The 19,481-nt window shown below is 39.2% G+C and carries 20 protein-coding genes and 1 tRNA gene; 9 read left to right on the forward strand and 12 right to left on the reverse strand.

Annotated elements, in window-relative coordinates:
* Positions 1-71: 71 nt before the first annotated feature.
* Complete coding sequence (locus ACKWB9_RS09380) at positions 72-1,154, reverse strand: Fic family protein (protein WP_414002755.1); 1,083 nt, start codon at positions 1,152-1,154, stop codon at positions 72-74.
* 290 nt (positions 1,155-1,444) lie between these two features.
* Positions 1,445-1,520 (reverse strand) — tRNA-Lys (locus ACKWB9_RS09385).
* Between the two features lie 115 nt (positions 1,521-1,635).
* Between ACKWB9_RS09385 and ACKWB9_RS09390 the strand changes: the two genes are divergently transcribed.
* On the forward strand, positions 1,636-2,175 hold the full coding sequence (locus ACKWB9_RS09390; RefSeq protein ID WP_414002756.1) for a shikimate kinase: 540 nt from the start codon (positions 1,636-1,638) through the stop codon (positions 2,173-2,175).
* Here the strand turns inward: ACKWB9_RS09390 and ACKWB9_RS09395 are convergent.
* Complete coding sequence (locus tag ACKWB9_RS09395; protein WP_414002757.1) at positions 2,167-2,664, reverse strand: phosphoribosyltransferase family protein; 498 nt, start codon at positions 2,662-2,664, stop codon at positions 2,167-2,169. The two genes, ACKWB9_RS09390 and ACKWB9_RS09395, sit on opposite strands and share 9 nt — an antisense overlap.
* A gap of 159 nt (positions 2,665-2,823) precedes the next feature.
* Positions 2,824-3,222, reverse strand: coding sequence for an RNA-binding S4 domain-containing protein (locus ACKWB9_RS09400; RefSeq protein ID WP_414002758.1), 399 nt, complete (start codon positions 3,220-3,222; stop codon positions 2,824-2,826).
* 75 nt (positions 3,223-3,297) lie between these two features.
* On the opposite strand from ACKWB9_RS09400, the gene ACKWB9_RS09405 reads away from it, so the two are divergent.
* Positions 3,298-4,260 carry an FKBP-type peptidyl-prolyl cis-trans isomerase gene (locus ACKWB9_RS09405; RefSeq protein ID WP_414002759.1) on the forward strand — a complete coding sequence of 321 codons (963 nt, stop codon included), beginning with the start codon at positions 3,298-3,300 and terminating at the stop codon, positions 4,258-4,260.
* An 82-nt stretch (positions 4,261-4,342) separates the two neighbouring features.
* On the opposite strand, the gene ACKWB9_RS09410 is transcribed toward ACKWB9_RS09405, so the two are convergent.
* Positions 4,343-4,930 carry an outer membrane beta-barrel protein gene (locus ACKWB9_RS09410; RefSeq protein WP_414002760.1) on the reverse strand — a complete coding sequence of 196 codons (588 nt, stop codon included), beginning with the start codon at positions 4,928-4,930 and terminating at the stop codon, positions 4,343-4,345.
* A gap of 230 nt (positions 4,931-5,160) precedes the next feature.
* Here ACKWB9_RS09410 and tgt point away from each other — a divergent pair, with 230 nt between their 5' ends.
* The 6 genes from tgt to ACKWB9_RS09440 all read left to right on the forward strand — a co-directional run bounded on the left by tgt (position 5,161) and on the right by ACKWB9_RS09440 (position 12,409).
* Positions 5,161-6,291, forward strand: a complete 1,131-nt coding sequence (gene tgt, locus ACKWB9_RS09415; protein WP_414002761.1) for a tRNA guanosine(34) transglycosylase Tgt — start codon at positions 5,161-5,163, stop codon at positions 6,289-6,291.
* A gap of 2 nt (positions 6,292-6,293) precedes the next feature.
* Positions 6,294-7,376, forward strand: coding sequence for an LptF/LptG family permease (locus ACKWB9_RS09420; protein WP_414002762.1), 1,083 nt, complete (start codon positions 6,294-6,296; stop codon positions 7,374-7,376).
* Positions 7,363-8,256 (forward strand): DMT family transporter, encoded by an 894-nt coding sequence (locus tag ACKWB9_RS09425; protein ID WP_414002763.1) that lies wholly within the window; start codon positions 7,363-7,365, stop codon positions 8,254-8,256. The genes ACKWB9_RS09420 and ACKWB9_RS09425 overlap by 14 nt, the downstream gene beginning before the upstream one ends.
* Before the next feature lie 56 nt (positions 8,257-8,312).
* Positions 8,313-9,266 (forward strand): acetyl-CoA carboxylase carboxyltransferase subunit alpha, encoded by a 954-nt coding sequence (locus tag ACKWB9_RS09430; RefSeq protein WP_414002764.1) that lies wholly within the window; start codon positions 8,313-8,315, stop codon positions 9,264-9,266.
* Positions 9,267-9,434: 168 nt separating this feature from the next.
* The gene (dnaB, locus tag ACKWB9_RS09435; protein ID WP_414002765.1) at positions 9,435-10,985 is read left to right on the forward strand and encodes a replicative DNA helicase; all 1,551 of its coding nucleotides are present in this window, start codon (positions 9,435-9,437) and stop codon (positions 10,983-10,985) included.
* A 161-nt stretch (positions 10,986-11,146) separates the two neighbouring features.
* Positions 11,147-12,409, forward strand: coding sequence for an asparagine synthetase B (locus ACKWB9_RS09440; protein WP_414002766.1), 1,263 nt, complete (start codon positions 11,147-11,149; stop codon positions 12,407-12,409).
* Here ACKWB9_RS09440 and ACKWB9_RS09445 read toward each other — a convergent pair.
* Positions 12,406-13,269 carry a DUF2911 domain-containing protein gene (locus ACKWB9_RS09445; RefSeq protein ID WP_414002767.1) on the reverse strand — a complete coding sequence of 288 codons (864 nt, stop codon included), beginning with the start codon at positions 13,267-13,269 and terminating at the stop codon, positions 12,406-12,408. The genes ACKWB9_RS09440 and ACKWB9_RS09445 overlap by 4 nt on opposite strands.
* 26 nt (positions 13,270-13,295) lie before the next feature.
* A complete protein-coding gene (locus ACKWB9_RS09450) occupies positions 13,296-14,090 on the reverse strand; it encodes an HAD family hydrolase (protein ID WP_414002768.1) in 795 nt (264 codons plus the stop codon).
* Between the two features lie 146 nt (positions 14,091-14,236).
* Here ACKWB9_RS09450 and ACKWB9_RS09455 point away from each other — a divergent pair, with 146 nt between their 5' ends.
* Positions 14,237-14,659: a secondary thiamine-phosphate synthase enzyme YjbQ gene (locus ACKWB9_RS09455; RefSeq protein ID WP_414002769.1), complete on the forward strand. Its 423-nt coding sequence runs from the start codon at positions 14,237-14,239 to the stop codon at positions 14,657-14,659.
* 110 nt (positions 14,660-14,769) lie between these two features.
* On the opposite strand, the gene ACKWB9_RS09460 is transcribed toward ACKWB9_RS09455, so the two are convergent.
* From ACKWB9_RS09460 to thrS, 5 genes are all read right to left on the reverse strand, one after another.
* Positions 14,770-15,459 (reverse strand): SGNH/GDSL hydrolase family protein, encoded by a 690-nt coding sequence (locus tag ACKWB9_RS09460; RefSeq protein WP_414002770.1) that lies wholly within the window; start codon positions 15,457-15,459, stop codon positions 14,770-14,772.
* A gap of 85 nt (positions 15,460-15,544) precedes the next feature.
* The gene (gene rplT, locus ACKWB9_RS09465) at positions 15,545-15,889 is read right to left on the reverse strand and encodes a 50S ribosomal protein L20 (RefSeq protein WP_414002771.1); all 345 of its coding nucleotides are present in this window, start codon (positions 15,887-15,889) and stop codon (positions 15,545-15,547) included.
* Positions 15,890-16,015: 126 nt separating this feature from the next.
* Positions 16,016-16,213, reverse strand: a complete 198-nt coding sequence (gene rpmI / locus ACKWB9_RS09470) for a 50S ribosomal protein L35 (RefSeq protein ID WP_109649079.1) — start codon at positions 16,211-16,213, stop codon at positions 16,016-16,018.
* Between the two features lie 106 nt (positions 16,214-16,319).
* Positions 16,320-16,874: a translation initiation factor IF-3 gene (gene infC, locus ACKWB9_RS09475; protein ID WP_414002780.1), complete on the reverse strand. Its 555-nt coding sequence runs from the start codon at positions 16,872-16,874 to the stop codon at positions 16,320-16,322.
* A gap of 30 nt (positions 16,875-16,904) precedes the next feature.
* On the reverse strand, positions 16,905-18,845 hold the full coding sequence (thrS, locus tag ACKWB9_RS09480; RefSeq protein WP_414002772.1) for a threonine--tRNA ligase: 1,941 nt from the start codon (positions 18,843-18,845) through the stop codon (positions 16,905-16,907).
* Positions 18,846-19,481 lie beyond the last annotated feature (636 nt).

A 19,481-nucleotide genomic window follows, 5' to 3' on the forward strand; every position in this document is an offset into this window, starting at 1 on the left:
CGATCGAGAAAGCCGTTTTGAACCTGGACGATCATATTCAAAAATTTGAAAGGTTTAAATCGTTTCTGTATCTAACTTTTTTCCAATATCTGCATCAATCGATAATTGAGATATAATTTCTCTTTTCCTATTTTGACGGATTTTAAAAAATTGGTCTTTTCGAGATCTCTTAAATAATTGCCTACAGTTTTTGGAGTCCCCAATTTTTCATCAATTAAATGTTGTCTTTTGGTATAAGGTAATCGGAACAGAATCTCTATCAACTCCTTGGAATAAGCTTTGGGTAATTTATCCTTTATTTCTGTTGACATACGCTCCATTAGAGCAAGAATATTTTCAAGACGGAGCAATCCTTTTTCTGATGTTGTTTCGATCATATCGAGCATGTACAATATCCAACTTTCCCAATCTCCCTTTTCTGTGACCAGCCTCAGTTTTTTATAGTAAGCAGCTTTATTGTCGATGATGTATTCACTGAGATAGATAGCAGGTACGTCCAATAATTTTTCCAACTTTAGATAGAGAAGGAGTAGAATACGTCCCGTTCTTCCATTTCCATCGGAGAAGGGATGTATGGCTTCAAATTGATAGTGCATCAAGGCCATTTTTATAAGTGGATCCAATTTACTTGGTTCATTGATGAATTTTTCCAGATTGGCCAGTTTTTCCCTAATAATGGTTTCTCCTGTCGGTGGGATATAAATTGTTTCTCCTTTAGCATTGGATAGGGTAGTGCCGGGCGTTGTTCTAATTCCTGATGTATTTTGTTTTATCCGTTGTACAAGTTCAATGCAGAGATTTGTAGTTATGAACGGCTTTTTTTTTAATTGATCCAATCCGTACCATAGAGCCTCTTTATAGTTGATTACTTCTTTGGCTGCGGGATTATCAAATTTTTTATCGGCTACAATGGCCCGATATAAATCATCATTGGTGGTAATGATGTTTTCTATTTCAGAACTTGCTTTCGCTTCTTGTAAATGAATAATATCTAGAAAAAGTTTTGGGTTGGACAGGTTGGTAATGGCTCCATTTAATTTTGATAAATTTCTACTGGCCGAAATGGCTTTTCGTAGGACAGTAGTAGTTTCTATAGCTCCTTTAGGGGGGAGTAATGGTAAATCGTTATATGGAATGCCTTTGTTAAATGTCATCACTTTTTAGGAGTAGAATTTACACTTGCTCTCAATACAAGGGTAAATATACATAAATATTACCTTCGTTTGATTAATGGGAGTAAAAATTACTTTTATTGGGTTTTAGATTGGAAGTAAACAATATAATCGACCACCTGCTCTCATTCAATATAACAAGGGAGCGGTCTAAATTCCCGCGTATAACTTTTAAAGTCAAAGGAGAACCTGGACTATCTTGATTCCAGTTCATCTAAAAAAAGGGAAGGATATAAAAATACAAAAACCCCTATGGATAGGGGTTTTGTTAGTGGTGACCTGGCTGGGGCTCGAACCCAGGACCCTCTCCTTAAAAGGGAGATGCTCTACCAACTGAGCTACCAGGTCAAAATTTCAATTACATTCATTTCCCTGAATGCGGGTGCAAATATAAAGGGATTCATTTATTTTACAAGGCTATTTTAAGAGAAATTTCTTTTTTTTTGAAAACATCGGAATTTAGTTGAATTTTACACAAAATAAGGATGTGAAAATCATATTGGTCGGTTATATGGGGAGCGGAAAAACCACGCTCGGAAAACTGTTGTCCAAACAATTGAATATTAATTTTTTAGATCTGGACGACCATATAGAATCTTTGGAAGGTACTACCATAAGTCAACTTTTTAAGGAGAAAGGTGAGGTGTATTTTAGAAAAAAGGAAATAGCATATCTGAAAGAAATTTTATCGTCCAAGGAAAGTTTGGTTCTTTCAACGGGTGGAGGAACACCTTGTTTTGGCACTAATATGGATACCATTAACAATGCTACACCAAATACCTACTACATAAAAGTTTCCTTAAAGGAACTGGTTTCCAGATTGTCACTGGAAAAAACACAACGACCTATGATCGCTCGTTTTGAAAAAGAGGAATTGGCTGAATTTATTGGTAAGCACCTCTTTGAACGTAGCTATTACTATAATAAAGCTACGCATAATATTGTTGCGGACGGTAAATCTCCCGAAGAAATTGTAACGGAGATCATATCTTTATCAATCTAAGAACACCCTGTCATTTTTAGTTTCAAAAACAACGTTCACATGTTCCTGTAATGATGTGGAAAGACTTATGCCCTTATAATCCGCTTTTACGGGATACTTTTTATGGTTTCTGTTGACCAAAACCGCAGTTTTGAGCTGTTTTAAAGGTGTTTTTAAAAAATGGTGTACTCCATAGATCAAGGTTGTTCCGGAATTGAGCACATCGTCTACCAATACCACGGATTTATTTTCATAAATTTCTTTTGGTAAAGACGTGGTTACCTTATGTTTAAGGGGCTCGTCCTTATTCATGTTGACTTTACAAAGGGTAATTTCGGCATCCGTTATTTTTTTTAGGATACGTATTATTTTTTTAGCAAAATTGATGCCTCCGCCTGCTATTCCGGCAATAATGATTTCTTTTTCATGTACGTTGGCCTCATATATTTGATATGCCATACGTTCTATTTTGTATTGTATTTGCTGATGTGAAAGTATATTTTGTTCCATTAGATACCATTAAAATATAAAGATACTGAACTCGCCCAAACTTTTTGGACGATCATAAAAATTAGTGGTTTTATGCCTTGTATGAAGTATTTTTAATGAGCATAACTGTTTCATGGGAAAGAATAAGGAATATGACTTAGGCTGGCCCTTTATATTTAACTATTTTTCGCTGGTCTTCTTTTTTACTTCATCGGAAGGGGCCAGATAATCTTCGATTTCCCTTCGGTCCTTTTTGGTGGGTCTTCCGGTTCCTTTTTTCCGGTAATAATCTTTTGAATATTGTAACAGTTCATTGTGCTGAAAAGCTTCTTTTGGTGTGGTATCCTTACGGTATATATCTACCAATTTCGCACCTACCCTGCTTTCCGGTATATCCAGCACGGTAAGCCTATAATCGATTTGATTTTTTCTTACGGTGATCTCATCCATGGGGAAAACTTCCCTGCCCGGTTTGCATACGTGTCCGTTAATTTTAACATGACCTTTTTTGCAGCTTTGCGTAGCTATATTTCGTGTCTTAAAATAACGGGTACTCCATAAGTATTTGTCTATGCGCATAAGACTAAAATCTTTGTTAACGTATTCAACAAAAATAGGGGAAAATTGTATCTTGCGCCCTTAAATTCTATGTTGATGAAATTGAAAAGCGTTTATATCATTATTGCTTTAATGTTGGGTTTTTTATCTTCCTGTAAAAAGAATGACGATTCTGGCGGGGGGGGGGGCGCACCGCCAAGATTGTTGAGTGAGGTAGCTGCTGAAGATGACGAAGAGATCGTTACTTTCTTAAAGACCCACTTCTATAATTACGAAGAGTTTGAGACACCACCCACAGGTTTTGACTATAAAATAAGGTTGGATACCATAGCCGGTGATAATGCGGACAAGATCTCAATTTTTGACAGATCTGAATTAATTACGGAACGGATTATGGTTGCTTCTTCTGAATTTAGAATAAATGATGAAGAGGAGTTTGAGCATAATCTTTATATTCTTGTAGCACGGCAGGGTGCTGTTCCAGATAGTGTGCCGACCATCGGAGACAATGCAATTTTAAGATATGAGGGTTCTTTGTTGAACGGAACGCTATTTGATGCTTCTACCAACCAACCTGTACGTTTTAATCTTTCTGGTGTCGTACGAGGGTTTGGCAATGGAGTGGAGTATTTTCAAAAAGGGACTGGGCCCATAGAAAATACGGACGGTACAATAACCTATGAAGGTTTTGGAATAGGGGCCATATTTATCCCCTCGGGACTGGGTTATTTTAATAGCCCGCCCGCCGGAACAGGTATTTCTGCATATTCACCGTTAGTTTTTAAGATAGATGCTTTTGATTATGAGCCTGATACGGATTTAGATGGTGATGGCATCCCCTCAATTTTAGAAGATTTGGATGGGGACGGGAACCTCAATAATGACAATACCGATGGTGATTTTGATCCACGTGGAATTCTGTACAATTATAGGGATGCGGATGATGATAATGATGGTATTCCTACAAGGGAAGAAATTGTTTTAGATGATGAGGGCAACTTTGTGCGCTTTAAGGATACGGATGGTGATGGGATAGACGATCATCTGGATAACGACTAACAGGAATCTTTACAATAAATAATATTGAAAAAAAGACCCTTTGAGCAATCAAAGGGTCTTTGGTTTTTAGCGATAGTTTTTACTAGATCTTTAATGAAAGACTCACGATGAATTGATCGGGCCGTGTATCTACACGATCACCATTAAGTGTTGTTATATTGGAATTTATAAAGTTGACCTCATTTTCCGAGAATCCCCTTTCATAACGTACATCGACTCCCAGTTTTCCCAAATTTATCCCTGCGCCAATATTAAGCCCAATGGTAAAATCATTTTCTATATCGTCTATGGTCAGGTCATTGAATTTCGTATTCAAGATGTATTGAAAGGAAGGCCCCGCAAAAACATGTAATGGCCCTATAACTTTAATCCCTACTAGAACAGGTGCATCCAACTTATTGATTTTTAGGTCGCCTTCGTTGTAACCGGATTTGGTACTGGTGTAGACCAGTTCCGGGCGTACATAAATTTTGTTTCCCAGTTTTCCAAAGATACCCGCATGAAAGCCCACATTCTTATCGGGATTTCTAAAAGTGTTTTCTGCAGAATCAAAAAATTTTCCGTTACCGTTGTAATTCAACCCTCCCTTAAGGCCAAATCCTGACCCACTTTGCGCATGGGCAATTAACCCGGCAAATACCATAACCATTACTAAAAGTGCTTTTTTCATAATTGTTTTGTTTTAATTGATGCATGATAATCAAGAACAATACCAAATGTTTTGTTTCTAGTTATACCACCAGAACGCAAGTCCTGTTTCTTTATTGTTGGAATAAATAGGGGTTCAAAAAGTATGCCCTCCCTTTAATAGGAAAATTACCTTTATTATATATATTCTTTGGTTTTTATTAAGTTTTAGAGGTGCGGAGTTCGTTATCTTTGCAGCTTTATTAGCAGCTATTGGAATTTACATTACATAAAAAAGATGACCGGACCAAGGCCAGGGCAGGAACCATGCGAACAGATCATGGCACGATAGAAACACCCATTTTTATGCCTGTAGGGACTGTGGCATCGGTCAAAGGAGTACATCAAAAAGAACTGCGGGAAGAAATAAATCCCGATATAATTCTAGGGAATACGTATCACTTATTTTTAAGGCCCAAAACATCTATCTTGCAACAGGCGGGAGGCCTTCATAAATTTATGGGGTGGGATAGGAACATCTTAACGGATAGCGGTGGTTACCAAGTCTACTCATTATCCGGAAACCGTAAGATAAAAGAAGAAGGAGTTAAGTTTAAATCGCATATAGATGGTTCCATGCACATGTTTACACCGGAAAATGTAATGGAGATTCAACGTGTAATAGGTGCGGACATTATCATGGCCTTTGACGAATGCACTCCTTATCCCTGTGATTATAATTACGCCAAGCGTTCCATGCATATGACCCATAGGTGGTTGGATCGTTGTATTGAGCATCTGAAAAAAATACCATATACCTATGAATATTCCCAGAGTTTCTTTCCTATAGTACAAGGCTCTACATTTAAGGATTTAAGGAAACAGTCTGCGGAATATGTTGCCAATGCAGGAGCCGAAGGAAATGCGATAGGCGGCCTGTCCGTTGGAGAACCGGCTGAGGAAATGTATGCGATGACCGAGGTTGTCTGTGAGGTATTGCCGGAAGATAAACCCAGATATCTAATGGGTGTGGGAACCCCGATAAATATTTTAGAAAATATTGCATTGGGTATTGATATGTTCGATTGTGTGATGCCTACCAGAAATGCACGTAACGGAATGTTGTTTACGGCCCACGGAACCATCAACATCAAAAACAAAAAATGGGAGGATGATTTCTCCGCCATTGATGAAATGGGAATCACCTTTGTGGATAGGGAATATTCCAAGGCCTATTTGCGCCATTTGTTCGTGGCCAAGGAGTATTTGGGCAAACAAATAGCTACTATTCACAACTTGGGCTTTTATCTTTGGCTGGTACGGGAGGCCAGAAAGCATATCTTGGCCGGTGATTTTGGGGATTGGAAGAATAAGATGGTCAAACAAATGGATAAACGTTTGTAACTATGCTTTCCATAATAGATAAATACATACTAAAACGATATCTGGTAACCTTTACCGTAATGTTGTTGTTGTTCATCCCTATCGGTATCATGGCCAATCTGGCGGAGCAAATAGGGAAAATGATAGACAATGAGGCTCCCTTGAACGAGATTTTATGGTATTATCTGGATTTTACAATTTATATAGGCAGTTTGCTTTTCCCTATTTTTCTGTTCTTATCCGTTATTTTTTTTACCTCCAAATTGGCCAATAACACGGAGATTGTAGCTATTTTAAGTTCCGGTATTTCTTTCAACAGATTTTTGCGCCCTTATTTTATCGGTGCTACCATAATAGCCATTCTCATGTTCTTTATGACCATGTTCATTGTACCACAAGCTAGCGTGGGGTTCAATGAATTTAAATACAAGTATCTCAAAAAAGGCAAAAAAGACCGGGTCACTACCAATATTTTCAACCAATTGAACGAAACGGATTTCATTTATGTGAGCAGTTTTGACCCTGCCCGAAAAAAAGGGAACAATTTTACATATGAACGTTTTACCGATAAGAACAAATTGGATTTTAAAATATCCGCGGGAAATATTAGGTGGGTAGATAAGGACAGCACCTACAGGTTGACTTCTTATAGAAAACGAAAGATAGTTGGAGACAGTGCCATTATTGAAAGTAAAAGAAGGTTGGATACCTTGTTTGCGTTTAAAATAGATGACCTGACCCCCGTATCCTATGTGGCGGAGACGAAAAACCTGTACGAATTGGATAAATTTATCGAGAATCAGAAAAGAAAAGGGGCATCCAATATCAATGCGTATATTCTTGTAAAATATAAGCGGTGGGCACTACCCTTGGCGGCTTTTATCCTGACCATCATTGCCGTTGCGGTATCCTCGATAAAAAGGAGGGGAGGCATGGGAATAAACTTGGCCTTTGGTATTTTGATAGCTTTCATCTACATCTTTTTCGATAAGGTTTTTGGAACATTGGCGGAGCAATCGGGTTTTTCACCTTTACTTGCGGTAATTATCCCCAATGTAATCTTTGGCATCCTTGCATTTTACCTTTTGCAAAATGCAAAGAGATAGGACCACAAACCTTTTGCATCTTCATTTTATTGTCCTTATCTGGGGATTTACGGCTATTCTGGGCAAGCTTATTACCATAGGCTCCCTACCATTGGTCTGGTACCGCATGGGTTTGGCCACATTGTTCATTTTTTTGTATCTGATTTTTGCAAAATTAAGTTTGCGAATAAGCAAAAGGGCAATTTGGTGGTTTGTTGCGGCCGGGATAGTGATCGCCCTGCACTGGGTAACATTTTTCTGGGCCATAAAGGTAGCTACGGTTTCCGTTGCACTGGCCATGATGTCAGCGGGAGCATTTTTTACGGCATTAATGGAACCTTTTTTATATAAACGGAGGATTATCGGATATGAGGTGATTTTTGGTCTATTGGTAATAGTGGGACTCTATCTTATTTTTAAGGTAGAATCAAAATACGTTTATGGAATGGCCATTGCTTTGATATCCGCATTTTTGGCCGCTGTTTTTTCATTGATCAATGGAAAACTGGTCAAAACCTATCGGCCTTCGGTAATTTCATTTTATGAAATGGGTATCGGGGTACTTTTTCTTACCATATTGTTAGGATGCCGAGGAAATTTTTCAGGCAGTTTTTTCAATTTAAACCATACGGATTGGATATACCTCTTGATTTTGGCACTCTTTTGCACGGCATACGCCTTTATTGCATCGGTAAAGGTAATGCAGGTACTAACACCTTATACCGTTATGCTCACCACTAATTTAGAACCGGTTTACGGCATACTTCTGGCGTGGATATTGTTCGGTTCCGAGGAAAAAATGAATCCTTTATTTTATTTGGGGACATTTTTGATTTTGATTACGGTAATTGCAAACGGTATATTAAAACAAAGGGCAAATAGAAAAAGAAACAGGAACTAAAGATTAGCCATTTAAGTTTTATATTTGCCCATACCAAAAGAAAAACCGGATTAACTATGGAATATTTGGATTTTGAACTTCCGATCAAGGAATTGGAAGAACAATTGGACAAATGCATGATTATAGGGGAAGAGAGTGATGTAGATGTTACCGAAACCTGTAAACAGATTGAAAAAAAACTTACGGAGACCAGAAAGGAGATTTATAAAAATCTTACGGCCTGGCAACGCGTTCAGCTTTCAAGACACCCGAACAGACCTTATACCTTGGATTACATTCGTGCTATATGTGGCGATACCTTTTTGGAACTCCACGGTGATCGCAATGTAAAGGATGATAAAGCCATGATAGGAGGTTTGGGCAAGATCGGCGATCAGAGTTTTATGTTCGTGGGACAACAAAAAGGATACAATACCAAAACAAGGCAGTACCGCAATTTTGGCATGGCCAACCCAGAAGGATATCGGAAGGCCTTGAGATTAATGAAATCTGCCGAAAAATTCAATGTTCCCGTAATTTGCTTCGTAGACACGCCGGGAGCCTATCCGGGTATTGAGGCCGAAGAACGGGGCCAAGGAGAGGCCATTGCGAGAAACATTCTGGAAATGACCCGATTAAAAGTACCGATCATTGTAGTAATTATAGGTGAAGGTGCATCCGGGGGAGCGTTGGGTATAGGCGTAGGGAACAAGGTGTTGATGCTGGAGAATACATGGTATTCCGTTATTTCGCCAGAATCCTGTTCCTCTATCCTATGGAGAAGTTGGGAATTTAAGGAAAGGGCTGCAGATGCTTTAAAACTTACGGCCACGGACATGAAAAAATTAAAACTCATCGATGAAATAGTCCGCGAACCTGCCGGTGGTGCCCATGCCAATAGGGAGAAGACCTTTGACACGGTAAAAAATAAAATAATTGCCCATTTTGAGGAATTGCAAAAGTTATCACCAAAAGAATTGGTAGACCAACGAATGGATAAATATGCTCAAATGGGGGTTTATAGTGGTTGATATACCATTTTAGCACGTTTAGAAAAATCCAGGAACAAAGATTCTTGGATTTTTTTTGTTATCAACATTAAATTGTAACTTATTAACACCATAATTGTTAGTTAACGGTGAATATCCAGAACGGATGCTTTTATGTTAACTTAAGGTTAATTATATATTTTCGCAGGTATGGAGAACACAAAGCCCTTAGTTGGTCGCAAGATCGACAAATCTACCATTATCAACCTCGAAAGAGGGAAAATACCTCCTCAAGCAGTTGATTTAGAGGAGGTTGTGTTGGGGGCTATGATGATCGATAAAAAAGGTGTGGATGAGGTAATAGATATACTGCACCCGGAGGTGTTCTATAAAGACGCCCATAGATTTATTTACGAAGCTATTTTTGTTTTATTCGAGGAGTCCCAACCGGTGGATTTATTAACCGTTTCTTCACAATTAAAGAAGGCTGGCAAGTTAGAGGCCGTTGGAGGTGATTTTTATTTGATAAAATTGACCCAAAAAGTGGCTTCTTCCGCCCATATTGAGTTTCATGCGAGAATTATTCTTCAAAAGTTCATCCAACGGAGCCTAATTAAAATTTCCAATGAGATAATCGAGGATGCCTATGATGAATCTACCGACGTTTTTGATCTTTTGGACAATGCGGAATCCAAATTGTATGATGTAACCCAAGGAAATCTAAAGCGATCGGCGGAGACTGCCCAAAATTTGGTAATACAGGCCAAGAAACGAATCGAAGAAATTGCAAATAAAGAGGGCCTGAGCGGTATTCCCTCCGGATTTGATAAATTGGACAAATTAACTTCTGGTTGGCAACCCAGTGACCTCGTCATTGTGGCCGCACGTCCCGGTATGGGTAAAACGGCACTGACATTATCTATGGCCCGGAATATTGCGGTTAATTCAGAAATACCTGTAGCCTTCTTTTCACTGGAAATGTCATCGGTGCAATTAATAACGAGATTAATATCTTCCGAGACGGGATTGTCTTCCGAGAAACTACGTACGGGCCGATTGGAGAAACATGAATGGGAACAGTTGAACGTTAAGGTAAAGACACTTGAAAAAGCACCGCTTTTTATAGACGATACCCCTTCGTTGTCCATTTTTGATCTACGGGCCAAGGCTAGGCGATTGGCCTCCCAGCATGGCATTAAAATGATAATTATTGATTACCTACAGCTTATGACCGCGGGAGGTAGTCAAAAAGGAGGGAACAGGGAACAGGAGATTTCTACCATTTCCCGGAACTTGAAGGCATTGGCCAAGGAACTCAACGTACCGGTAATCGCATTGTCCCAACTTTCAAGGGCGGTAGAGACCAGGGGGGGGAGCAAGCGCCCTATTCTTTCGGATTTGAGGGAGTCCGGGGCCATCGAGCAGGATGCGGATATTGTTTCGTTCATCTATAGGCCGGAATATTATAAGATCGAGGAATGGGACGATGAGGAAAGAACGCCAACACAGGGCCAAGCGGAATTTATAGTGGCCAAACACAGAAATGGCGGATTGGAGAATATCCGTTTGAAGTTCATCGGACAATTAGGAAAGTTCGATAATTTAGATGATTTTGATTCCCCTTTTGAGTTTCAGTCCAAGATGAACGCCAACGAGGAAAATCCGTTCGCCGTTAAAAACCTTCCAAGTGCGGATGATGCCTTCGGTAGTGCCATGAACGAAGATTTAAGTCCTGATGAAGATAATGACGTGCCGTTCTAAAACAGCACCTTTTAAAACCATTTGTTGAGCTTTATTAGGATTAGGTTTTGATGGATGTTTCAAAGAGTTCGATACCATTTTTTCAAATCTTTAACGCTCCGTAAATACGGTGCGCCTTTTTTTCGCTTAATTTTGAGCAGCTCCCCGCAACATAATACTTTATGCATAAACAGCTTTTTACCCTACTCTCCGTTCTTTTTTGCCTACAAATTTCTGCGTCTTCCATCCTAGTCCCTATGGATGCCGAAAGTCAAAAAAATCACTTAAAGGCTTACGGTATAACGTTCTGGATATTGTCCAAACAGCAAAAGGTCCAATGGCTGTTAAATTATAGGGGAGGTTCCTTTTTATTGCCGGATGGTGAAAGTATCCGGAAAGAATGTCAAATACGTGGTGTTTCCTTTGAGATTTTATCGGATGATCAAGCCAATGCTATTCTTGATGAAATTAGTAGCCCTTCCAAAAACCAGGATGCCGTAATTTTGGAAAAAGCACCAAAAATAGCCGTTTATTCCCCAAAGGGCAATCAACCTTGGGACGATGCGGTGACCATGGCATTGACCTATGCGGAGATTCCTTATGTGACCATTTATGATGAAGAAGTACTGGATGATAAATTGGCTCTGTATGATTGGCTGCATTTGCACCATGAGGATTTTACGGGACAGTACGGTAAATTTTATGGGGCTTACCGTACCGTACCATGGTATATAGAAGGAAAAAGGGAAGCCGAGAAACTGGCCAAGAAACTGGGATATAATAAAGTGTCCGAAGAAAAAAGGGCAGTGGCCCTAAAGATCAGGAATTATGTGATCGGGGGCGGATTTATGTTTGCCATGTGTTCCGCTACGGATAGTTTTGATATTGCATTGGCCGCGGATGAAGTGGATATTTGTGAACCGATGTTCGATGGGGACGCTTCCGATCCCAATTACCAATCCAGTTTGGATTATAACAAGACCTTTGCGTTCAGGGATTTTATTTTAGAACGAAACCCCTTAAAATATGAGTTTTCTTCCATTGACATGACCGGTAAAAGAGGAAATGTTCCGAAAGAATCCGATTATTTTTCATTAATGGATTTTTCCGCCAAATGGGATCCGGTCCCCACCATGTTGTGTCAGAACCATACGACTTTGGTAAAAGGGTTTATGGGGCAGACCACTGCGTTTTCACGATCGGAAATAAAACCTACGGTTATGGTTTTGGGAGAGAACAAAATAAACTCGGAAGCACGCTACATCCACGGCATCAAGGGCAAGGGGTTTTTTACCTTTTATGGAGGGCATGATCCCGAAGATTACCAACATAGGGTAGGGGACCCAAAAACCGAACTGGAGTTGCACCCGACTTCGCCAGGATATCGCTTGATCTTAAACAACGTCCTGTTTCCCGCAGCTCGGAAAAAGAAGCAAAAGACCTAGTTATTTATCTTTTCAAGAAGCAGGGTGGCCTTGGCGATGTAACCGTAATCACTGGAAGTACTCTGTTTTGCCGCATACAGGCAACTTTCCGCCGCTTTTCTCGCCATGTCCGTTTTATTCAATTTATAAGCCAACTCCGCCTTATAATATACATACCAAAAGGCACTTGGCCTTAGTTCAATGGCCTTGTCGAACCAAACTGCTGCCTTATCCAGATCAATGTCCTTAAAATAATAAAACTGGGCGGCATCAAAATAAGTTTGAGCATTGATGGTACCCGATGCCGCATTTATCTTTTGATCTATTTCTTTTAAGATGGCCGCATCGGAATCTACAAAAAATGGCAAGGATATTTTGGTGTTTTCCCATGCAATGACCATATCCGCACCATTGGCATTAAAACCCTCAAAATATATTTGAAGGGTTTCTTTTGCATCCTTCATTTCCTGTACGGCGATTTTAATACGTACAACATCTTCACTTTCATTGTAACCTGCACTTCCCCAGTGTTTTGTGTTCGAATTCAGGATAACGGTCCATTCTTTCGGGCCGGGTATGGTATATAAAGAATAGCTTCCAGCAGTAATAAGGTTCCCATCAAGCTGTATGTCCTTATCAAAACTGATTTTGGTAGATGAATTTGCACCAGTGCGCCATATTCTGTTAAAAGGAATAAGTTTCCCGAAAATAGTTCTTCTTTGCATGTTGGGCTGCCCGTATTCCAGCGTAACCTTTGCCAAACCCACTTGCTGTTCCGTTTTTATAAGTGGACTAAGGCTTGGTTTGTTAATTTGAGCGTTTCCTAAGGCCGCAATAATAAGAAATAGGGATATGAATAATTGATCGACGTGTTTTTTCATGGTATGCTGAATGTTATATTATTTTATTATCTAAGGAGTTGCGAGAGAATAGTCTCCACCCCCATGGAATCATTACTCAATGTCGTGAAGTTGGCCACTTTTTTAACATTGGGATGGGCATTTTCCATCGCAAAACTATAATCGGAGAGTGCCATCATTTCCAAATCGTTGTTATAATCGCCAAACACCATAACCTCATTGGAATCTAAATTATATGTTTTCATTAATTTTTCAAGTGCAAAACCTTTATGTGCATTGGGGCTGGAGATATCTACCCAATTTTCCCCAGAAATTTTTATTTTTAGGTTTTCTTCTAAATGTTTGACCAATGGATAGATGTATTGTTCGGAACTTTCAAAATGAAACAGGGCTATCTTAACGATTTCCATATCACAGGATTTTAAATCATCCAACACCTGAAACTCGGAATAGTATTCCTTTAATCTTTCAATAAAATTAGCCGATTGGCCAGATGAATAAGCTTCATGTTTTCCGCATAGTACCGGATGTATTTCAGGAAAATCGTTGAGAAGGTCAAGAACGGTATTTTTAACACCCTGTGATAGGGGCGTAGATAAAAGCTCCACATCGTTCTGTACAACAAATCCGCCATTTTCGGCAACTACGATAATATCCTCTTTTATAGGGGATAGTTTTTCAATAATACTGTTATACTGCCTGCCGCTTGCCGCTACAAACCGGATACCTTTGTTTTTCATGGTTTCGAACAGTTCAAAAAAACTACTGCTTACTTCATGGTTGGAGTTTAAAAGCGTTCCGTCCATGTCGCTGACTACCATTTTGATGTTTGATAGATTCATCGCTCTGATTTTAAAAGCGCAAAGGTATTTGTTATGCGTTAGATAATCGTTTAGTTTTATGGGGTTTTTACAATAGATTGTCCTTTAAGGGGACTTTGTAGGTGTAAACAAAGCTTGTCTATAACCATAAAAGTATTGCGGAATACATGAAATTCTATCAAAATAGCATAAAATTACCCGCCTGTGAGAGGGGTTTCCATTTGGTTACCGATATAATAATCGATGGGATTCCGGAAATTAAAAATATTGATGCCGGAATGTTACAGGTATTTATTCAACATACTTCTGCGAGCCTTACCATAAATGAAAATGCAGATCCAACGGTTCGGGTCGATTTTGAAAGCCATATCAACAAAATGGTTCCTGAAAATGCACCTTATTACCTTCATAATTATGAAGGCCCCGATGATATGCCCGCACACATCAAAGCTTCCCTAATGGGAACTTCCGTTCAAATACCCATAACCAAGGGGACGTTGAATTTAGGGACATGGCAGGGCATTTATTTATGTGAACACAGGAATTATGCCTCGGGAAGGACTTTGGTCCTAAGTGCATACGGCATGTAGTCCGAATAAATAGTCCCGGGGAATAGGCATTCAATAAAAAAGATAGAACAACCAAAGATTAGGATTCCCTGCTTTGAATACGATTAAAATTACGCGATTGTTGAGCCAAACTAAAAATGAAAATTTTTAAGAAGTTCTTTACTGATTTTTCTTGTCCAGGCCTTATACATTTTTCGTGAAGGATGCAGACTGTCCCTAGCTATGAGGGAAGTATCAAATAGTGCTTTTCTGGATAATTTGGTAATATCGATAAAAAGAACATTGTGTTTTTCAGCTTCTCTTTTTACGATCGCATTGTATTCCTTCAATTCCCCAACAATTTTTTCTTTGTCCTTATACCGTGCAAATGGCATTACGCTCCAATCTGGAATAGATAGTACGAACACCCCAGAGGTATTGTTTTTTGCCAGTACGATGCTTTTTTTCAGGAGTGTGGAGAAATCTTTTTTAAATGCCGATATACCTTGATTTCTATATTGGTTGTTCACGCCTATGAGTAAAGAGATCATATGATAACTATCGGTAGGAGCCTCCAATGACAGTTCTTCCAATAATTTTTTACTCGTCCAACCGGCACCGGCAATAATTTTCGGTGTTTTAAAATGGATTCCCTTTTTATGTAATATTTTTTGTAATTGAACGGGCCAGCAAGATGGATAGGATTCACTGGTGCCAATGGTGTAACTATCACCCAATGCCAAAAATAAAAGACTGTCTTTTTGGGAAAAAGTGGAACAACTAAAAACGAGGGCGGTTATAAGCGATATGACCTGCGTCCATATTTTTATCGATTTCCCCATTCATGTTCTTACTTAAAGTCAAGATACAAAAAATCCGATTCGAAAGAATCGGATTTTCTGCGTGAGATTTTTTATAATTTACAATTTATTTTACCTGCTCTACAATGGCTTTAAAGGCATCTGGGTGGTTCATGGCCAAATCTGCAAGAACTTTTCTGTTCAATTCGATATTGTTTGCTTTTACTTTACCCATAAATTGAGAATAGGACATCCCGTGCATTCTGGCACCCGCGTTGATACGGGTAATCCATAGTGCCCGGAAATTTCTTTTTTTGTTTCTACGGTCCCTATAAGCATATAACATTGCTTTTTCAACCGCATTTTTGGCTACTGTCCAAACGTTTTTACGTCTCCCAAAGTAACCTTTGGCTTGCTTCATTACCTTTTTTCTCCTGGCTCTGGAAGCTACTGCATTTACTGATCTTGGCATTTCTTTTTAATTTTTTGTAGTAGGCGGTTAATTTTGTCAGTGTTCATAATCTTGAACCCATAACCCATAACTCTTTTATTTTTGGCCTAACTCCATGGTTAATAAATTTACCTTTTTAAGTACAAATTACTTTAAACGTAATTGTTCCTTAATGCTATTGACATCATGATCGTGCACTAAAGTGCTATGGGTCAAAGCAAGTTTACGCTTTTTGGATTTCTTTGTAAGAATGTGGCTCTTAAAAGCGTGTTTTCTTTTGATTTTACCCGTACCTGTAAGCTTAAATCGCTTTTTGGCACTGGATTTTGTTTTTTGTTTAGGCATTTTTCCTATTTATTTATTAATCTCACTCTATGCTGAACAAGCCTGTTGATAGGGCTTGGCTCAGTATCTTGTCGCACGGACGATAACAATTGTCCGATTATCTATTTTACTTCTTTGTCTTAGGGGCGATGAACATGGTCATTCGTTTACCCTCCAACTTTGGCATTTGTTCCACTTTCCCTAATTCCTCCAATTCGGAAGCCAATCTTAATAACAGTATTTCACCTTGATCCTTGTACACTATGGACCTTCCCTTAAAAAATACATAAGCCTTTAATTTGGCACCGTCCTTAAGAAACTTTTCTGCATGCTTCTTTTTGAACTCATAATCATGGTCGTCCGTATTCGGGCCAAATCTTATTTCTTTTACCACCACTTTGGAAGCTTTCGCCTTCATGGCTTTTTCACGCTTCTTCTGTTCGTATAGAAATTTCTTATAATCTATGATCTTACAAACAGGAGGGTTCGCTTTTGGTGAAATTTCGACTAGGTCCAATTCCAGTTCCTTGGATATATCCAATGCCTTTCGGATAGGATAAACGCCAACTTCTACATTGTCTCCGACCAACCTTATTTCTGGAGCAAGTATCTTTTCATTGATATTATGGGGGTTCTTATTCTCCCTCCTAGGTTGGGGCCTAAATCTTTTACGTATTGCTATGACTTATATTTTTTAGTTAAACTTAAATTTTCAAAACGACTTTAAGGTACTATTTATTTCATTAGTTACCAAGTTAGTAAATTGATCAATGGTGATAGCACCTAAATCCTCTCCGCCATGTTTCCTAACGGAAATCGTTTTTGCTTTCTCATTATTTTCACCTACGATCAGCATAAATGGGATTTTGTTCATTTCTGCCTCGCGTATCTTTTTACCAACCGTCTCGTTCCTACTATCAATGAGGGCGCGAATTTCGTTATTTTCCAGTGATTTTAAAACTTTTTCCGCATATTTTTCATGTTTCTCGCTGACAGGCAATACAATAGCCTGTTCCGGGATAAGCCATAACGGGAAATTACCACCGGTATGTTCCAATAGAAGGGCTATAAAACGTTCCATACTTCCAAAAGGGGCCCGATGGATCATTATAGGCCTATGGAGTTCATTGTCACTGCCTTTATAGGTCAGGTCAAAACGTTCAGGAAGGTTGTAATCTACTTGAATAGTACCCAATTGCCAATTTCTGCCGAGCGCATCTTTGACCATAAAATCCAATTTAGGCCCATAAAAGGCGGCCTCTCCACTTTCAATGATATAATCCAGACCTTTCTCTTTGGCGGCATTGATGATGGCCTGCTCTGCTTTATCCCAATTATCTGCCGCCCCTATGTATTTATCCGGATTGTTTAAATCCCTAATGGAAACTTGAGCAGTGAAATCTTCAAAACCCAATGATCCCAAAACATAAAGGGAAAGATCGATTACATTTTTAAATTCGGTATCCAACTGGTCCGGTGTACAGAAAATATGGGCATCGTCCTGGGTAAAACCACGTACTCTAGTCAAACCATGGAGTTCCCCGCTTTGTTCGTACCTATATACCGTTCCAAATTCGGCATAACGTTTAGGTAGTTCCCTATAGCTAAATGGCCTGGCATTGTATATTTCACAATGGTGCGGACAGTTCATGGGTTTCAATAAAAACTCTTCATCCTCTTTTGGGGTATTAATAGGTTGAAAACTGTCTTCGCCATATTTTGCATAATGTCCGGAAGTAACATATAGTTCTTTTTGACCAATATGCGGAGTAACTACCATTTCATAACCGGCCTTTTTTTGCGCCTTTTTCAAAAACTGTTCTAACCGTTCCCGTAATGCCGCACCCTTAGGTAGCCATAAAGGAAGCCCTTGACCTACTTTTTGTGAGAAGGTAAACAGTTCCAGTTCCTTCCCTAATTTTCTGTGATCTCTTTTTTTGGCCTCTTCAAGTAATTGAAGGTATTCCGTAAGTTCTTTTTGTTTTGGAAAAGAGATTCCATATACTCTGGTGAGCTGGGTGTTGTTCTCGTCTCCCCTCCAATAAGCTCCTGCAACGCTTAATATTTTAATGGCCTTTACAATGCCGGTATTTGGAATATGCCCACCACGGCACAGATCGGTAAAAGTATCGTGATCACAAAAGGTAATAGTTCCATCATCCAGGTTTTCTATGAGTTCTACTTTATATTCGTTTCCCTGATCTTTGTAAAACCTTAAAGCATCGGATTTTGAGACCGACCGCATTTTGTAATCATGCTTTCCCCGTGCGATTTCCAAAGCCTTCTGTTCAATTTTTTGAAAGTCCTTTTCGGAGATGCTGCCCTCGGGTAGGTCAACATCATAATAAAACCCATTATCAATGGCCGGGCCAATGGTTAATTTTATGCCGGGGTAAAGTTCTTCCAGAGCTTGGGCCACAATATGGGATGTAGAATGCCAAAAAGCGGTTTTGCCCTCTTTGTCCTTCCAGGTGTAGAGTACCAGGCTCCCATCCATTTGCAATGGTGTAACCGTTTCGACCGTGGTGCCGTTAAATTTGGCCGAGATTACATTTCGTGCCAGACCTTCACTAATACTTTTGGCAACATCCATAGGGGATGGGCTTTTTTCAAAATCTTTTATGGAACCGTCCGGTAAGGTTATTTTAATCATTATTTTTTTGCTAAACAATGGGCAAAGATAATATCTTGTTTGCAGGCCTACAATAGTGTATTGAATATGTTTTGATGTTTCCCGTTTTGTGGAATGGCGGGACTATATGTTATATCTCTAACCCTCCTCGGAGATGCTGCTACTATATTATCCTACAATAAAAGCCAGGTGTGGGGAGATAATTATGGAAGGGGCCTTGCGGGATTAAAAGAAAATCATTAAATTCAATGCCCTTTCTGATTTTTTTCTAATTGTAATTAGCTCGATTTTAATGAGTTAAAAATTAGATGCAAAAAATAGTGTAAAAAAGATGTGGATTTTGTTTTTAATTTAAAAAACCCTCTTATATTTGCACCCGCTTAGGCACTGAGGCCTGGGTGTTGGAGAGGGGTTCGAGGGATATTTCGGTATATCTTTTCCCCTTGGACTGGAAGTTCATTTGACATATTGTAGAGACAGCGTCCATCTGGATTATAGATAGATGGACGGTAGGTTTTTTTTGAATCATATAACAAAAGGATTTGAATCGAGATTACGGGCCCGGGGATATTTTTTGGTCGTTTGCTTAATAGTATATATAGTATAACGATGAAGAGTTTGATCCTGGCTCAGGATGAACGCTAGCGGCAGGCCTAA

This window comes from Maribacter spongiae (assembly GCF_047345125.1).
Classification (GTDB): Bacteria; Bacteroidota; Bacteroidia; order Flavobacteriales; family Flavobacteriaceae; genus Maribacter.

Excerpts from the sequence above, each read along its gene's own strand:
- ACKWB9_RS09380 (WP_414002755.1), bottom strand. The coding sequence starts at position 1,154 with ATGACATTTAACAAAGGCATTCCATATAACGATTTACCATTACTCCCC.
- ACKWB9_RS09395 (WP_414002757.1), bottom strand. The coding sequence starts at position 2,664 with ATGGAACAAAATATACTTTCACATCAGCAAATACAATACAAAATAGAA.
- ACKWB9_RS09400 (WP_414002758.1), bottom strand. The coding sequence starts at position 3,222 with ATGCGCATAGACAAATACTTATGGAGTACCCGTTATTTTAAGACACGA.
- ACKWB9_RS09405 (WP_414002759.1), top strand. The coding sequence starts at position 3,298 with ATGAAATTGAAAAGCGTTTATATCATTATTGCTTTAATGTTGGGTTTT.
- ACKWB9_RS09410 (WP_414002760.1), bottom strand. The coding sequence starts at position 4,930 with ATGAAAAAAGCACTTTTAGTAATGGTTATGGTATTTGCCGGGTTAATT.
- ACKWB9_RS09420 (WP_414002762.1), top strand. The coding sequence starts at position 6,294 with ATGCTTTCCATAATAGATAAATACATACTAAAACGATATCTGGTAACC.
- ACKWB9_RS09425 (WP_414002763.1), top strand. The coding sequence starts at position 7,363 with ATGCAAAGAGATAGGACCACAAACCTTTTGCATCTTCATTTTATTGTC.
- ACKWB9_RS09430 (WP_414002764.1), top strand. The coding sequence starts at position 8,313 with ATGGAATATTTGGATTTTGAACTTCCGATCAAGGAATTGGAAGAACAA.
- dnaB (WP_414002765.1), top strand. The coding sequence starts at position 9,435 with ATGGAGAACACAAAGCCCTTAGTTGGTCGCAAGATCGACAAATCTACC.
- ACKWB9_RS09440 (WP_414002766.1), top strand. The coding sequence starts at position 11,147 with ATGCATAAACAGCTTTTTACCCTACTCTCCGTTCTTTTTTGCCTACAA.
- ACKWB9_RS09445 (WP_414002767.1), bottom strand. The coding sequence starts at position 13,269 with ATGAAAAAACACGTCGATCAATTATTCATATCCCTATTTCTTATTATT.
- ACKWB9_RS09450 (WP_414002768.1), bottom strand. The coding sequence starts at position 14,090 with ATGAATCTATCAAACATCAAAATGGTAGTCAGCGACATGGACGGAACG.
- ACKWB9_RS09455 (WP_414002769.1), top strand. The coding sequence starts at position 14,237 with ATGAAATTCTATCAAAATAGCATAAAATTACCCGCCTGTGAGAGGGGT.
- ACKWB9_RS09460 (WP_414002770.1), bottom strand. The coding sequence starts at position 15,459 with ATGGGGAAATCGATAAAAATATGGACGCAGGTCATATCGCTTATAACC.
- rplT (WP_414002771.1), bottom strand. The coding sequence starts at position 15,889 with ATGCCAAGATCAGTAAATGCAGTAGCTTCCAGAGCCAGGAGAAAAAAG.
- rpmI (WP_109649079.1), bottom strand. The coding sequence starts at position 16,213 with ATGCCTAAACAAAAAACAAAATCCAGTGCCAAAAAGCGATTTAAGCTT.
- thrS (WP_414002772.1), bottom strand. The coding sequence starts at position 18,845 with ATGATTAAAATAACCTTACCGGACGGTTCCATAAAAGATTTTGAAAAA.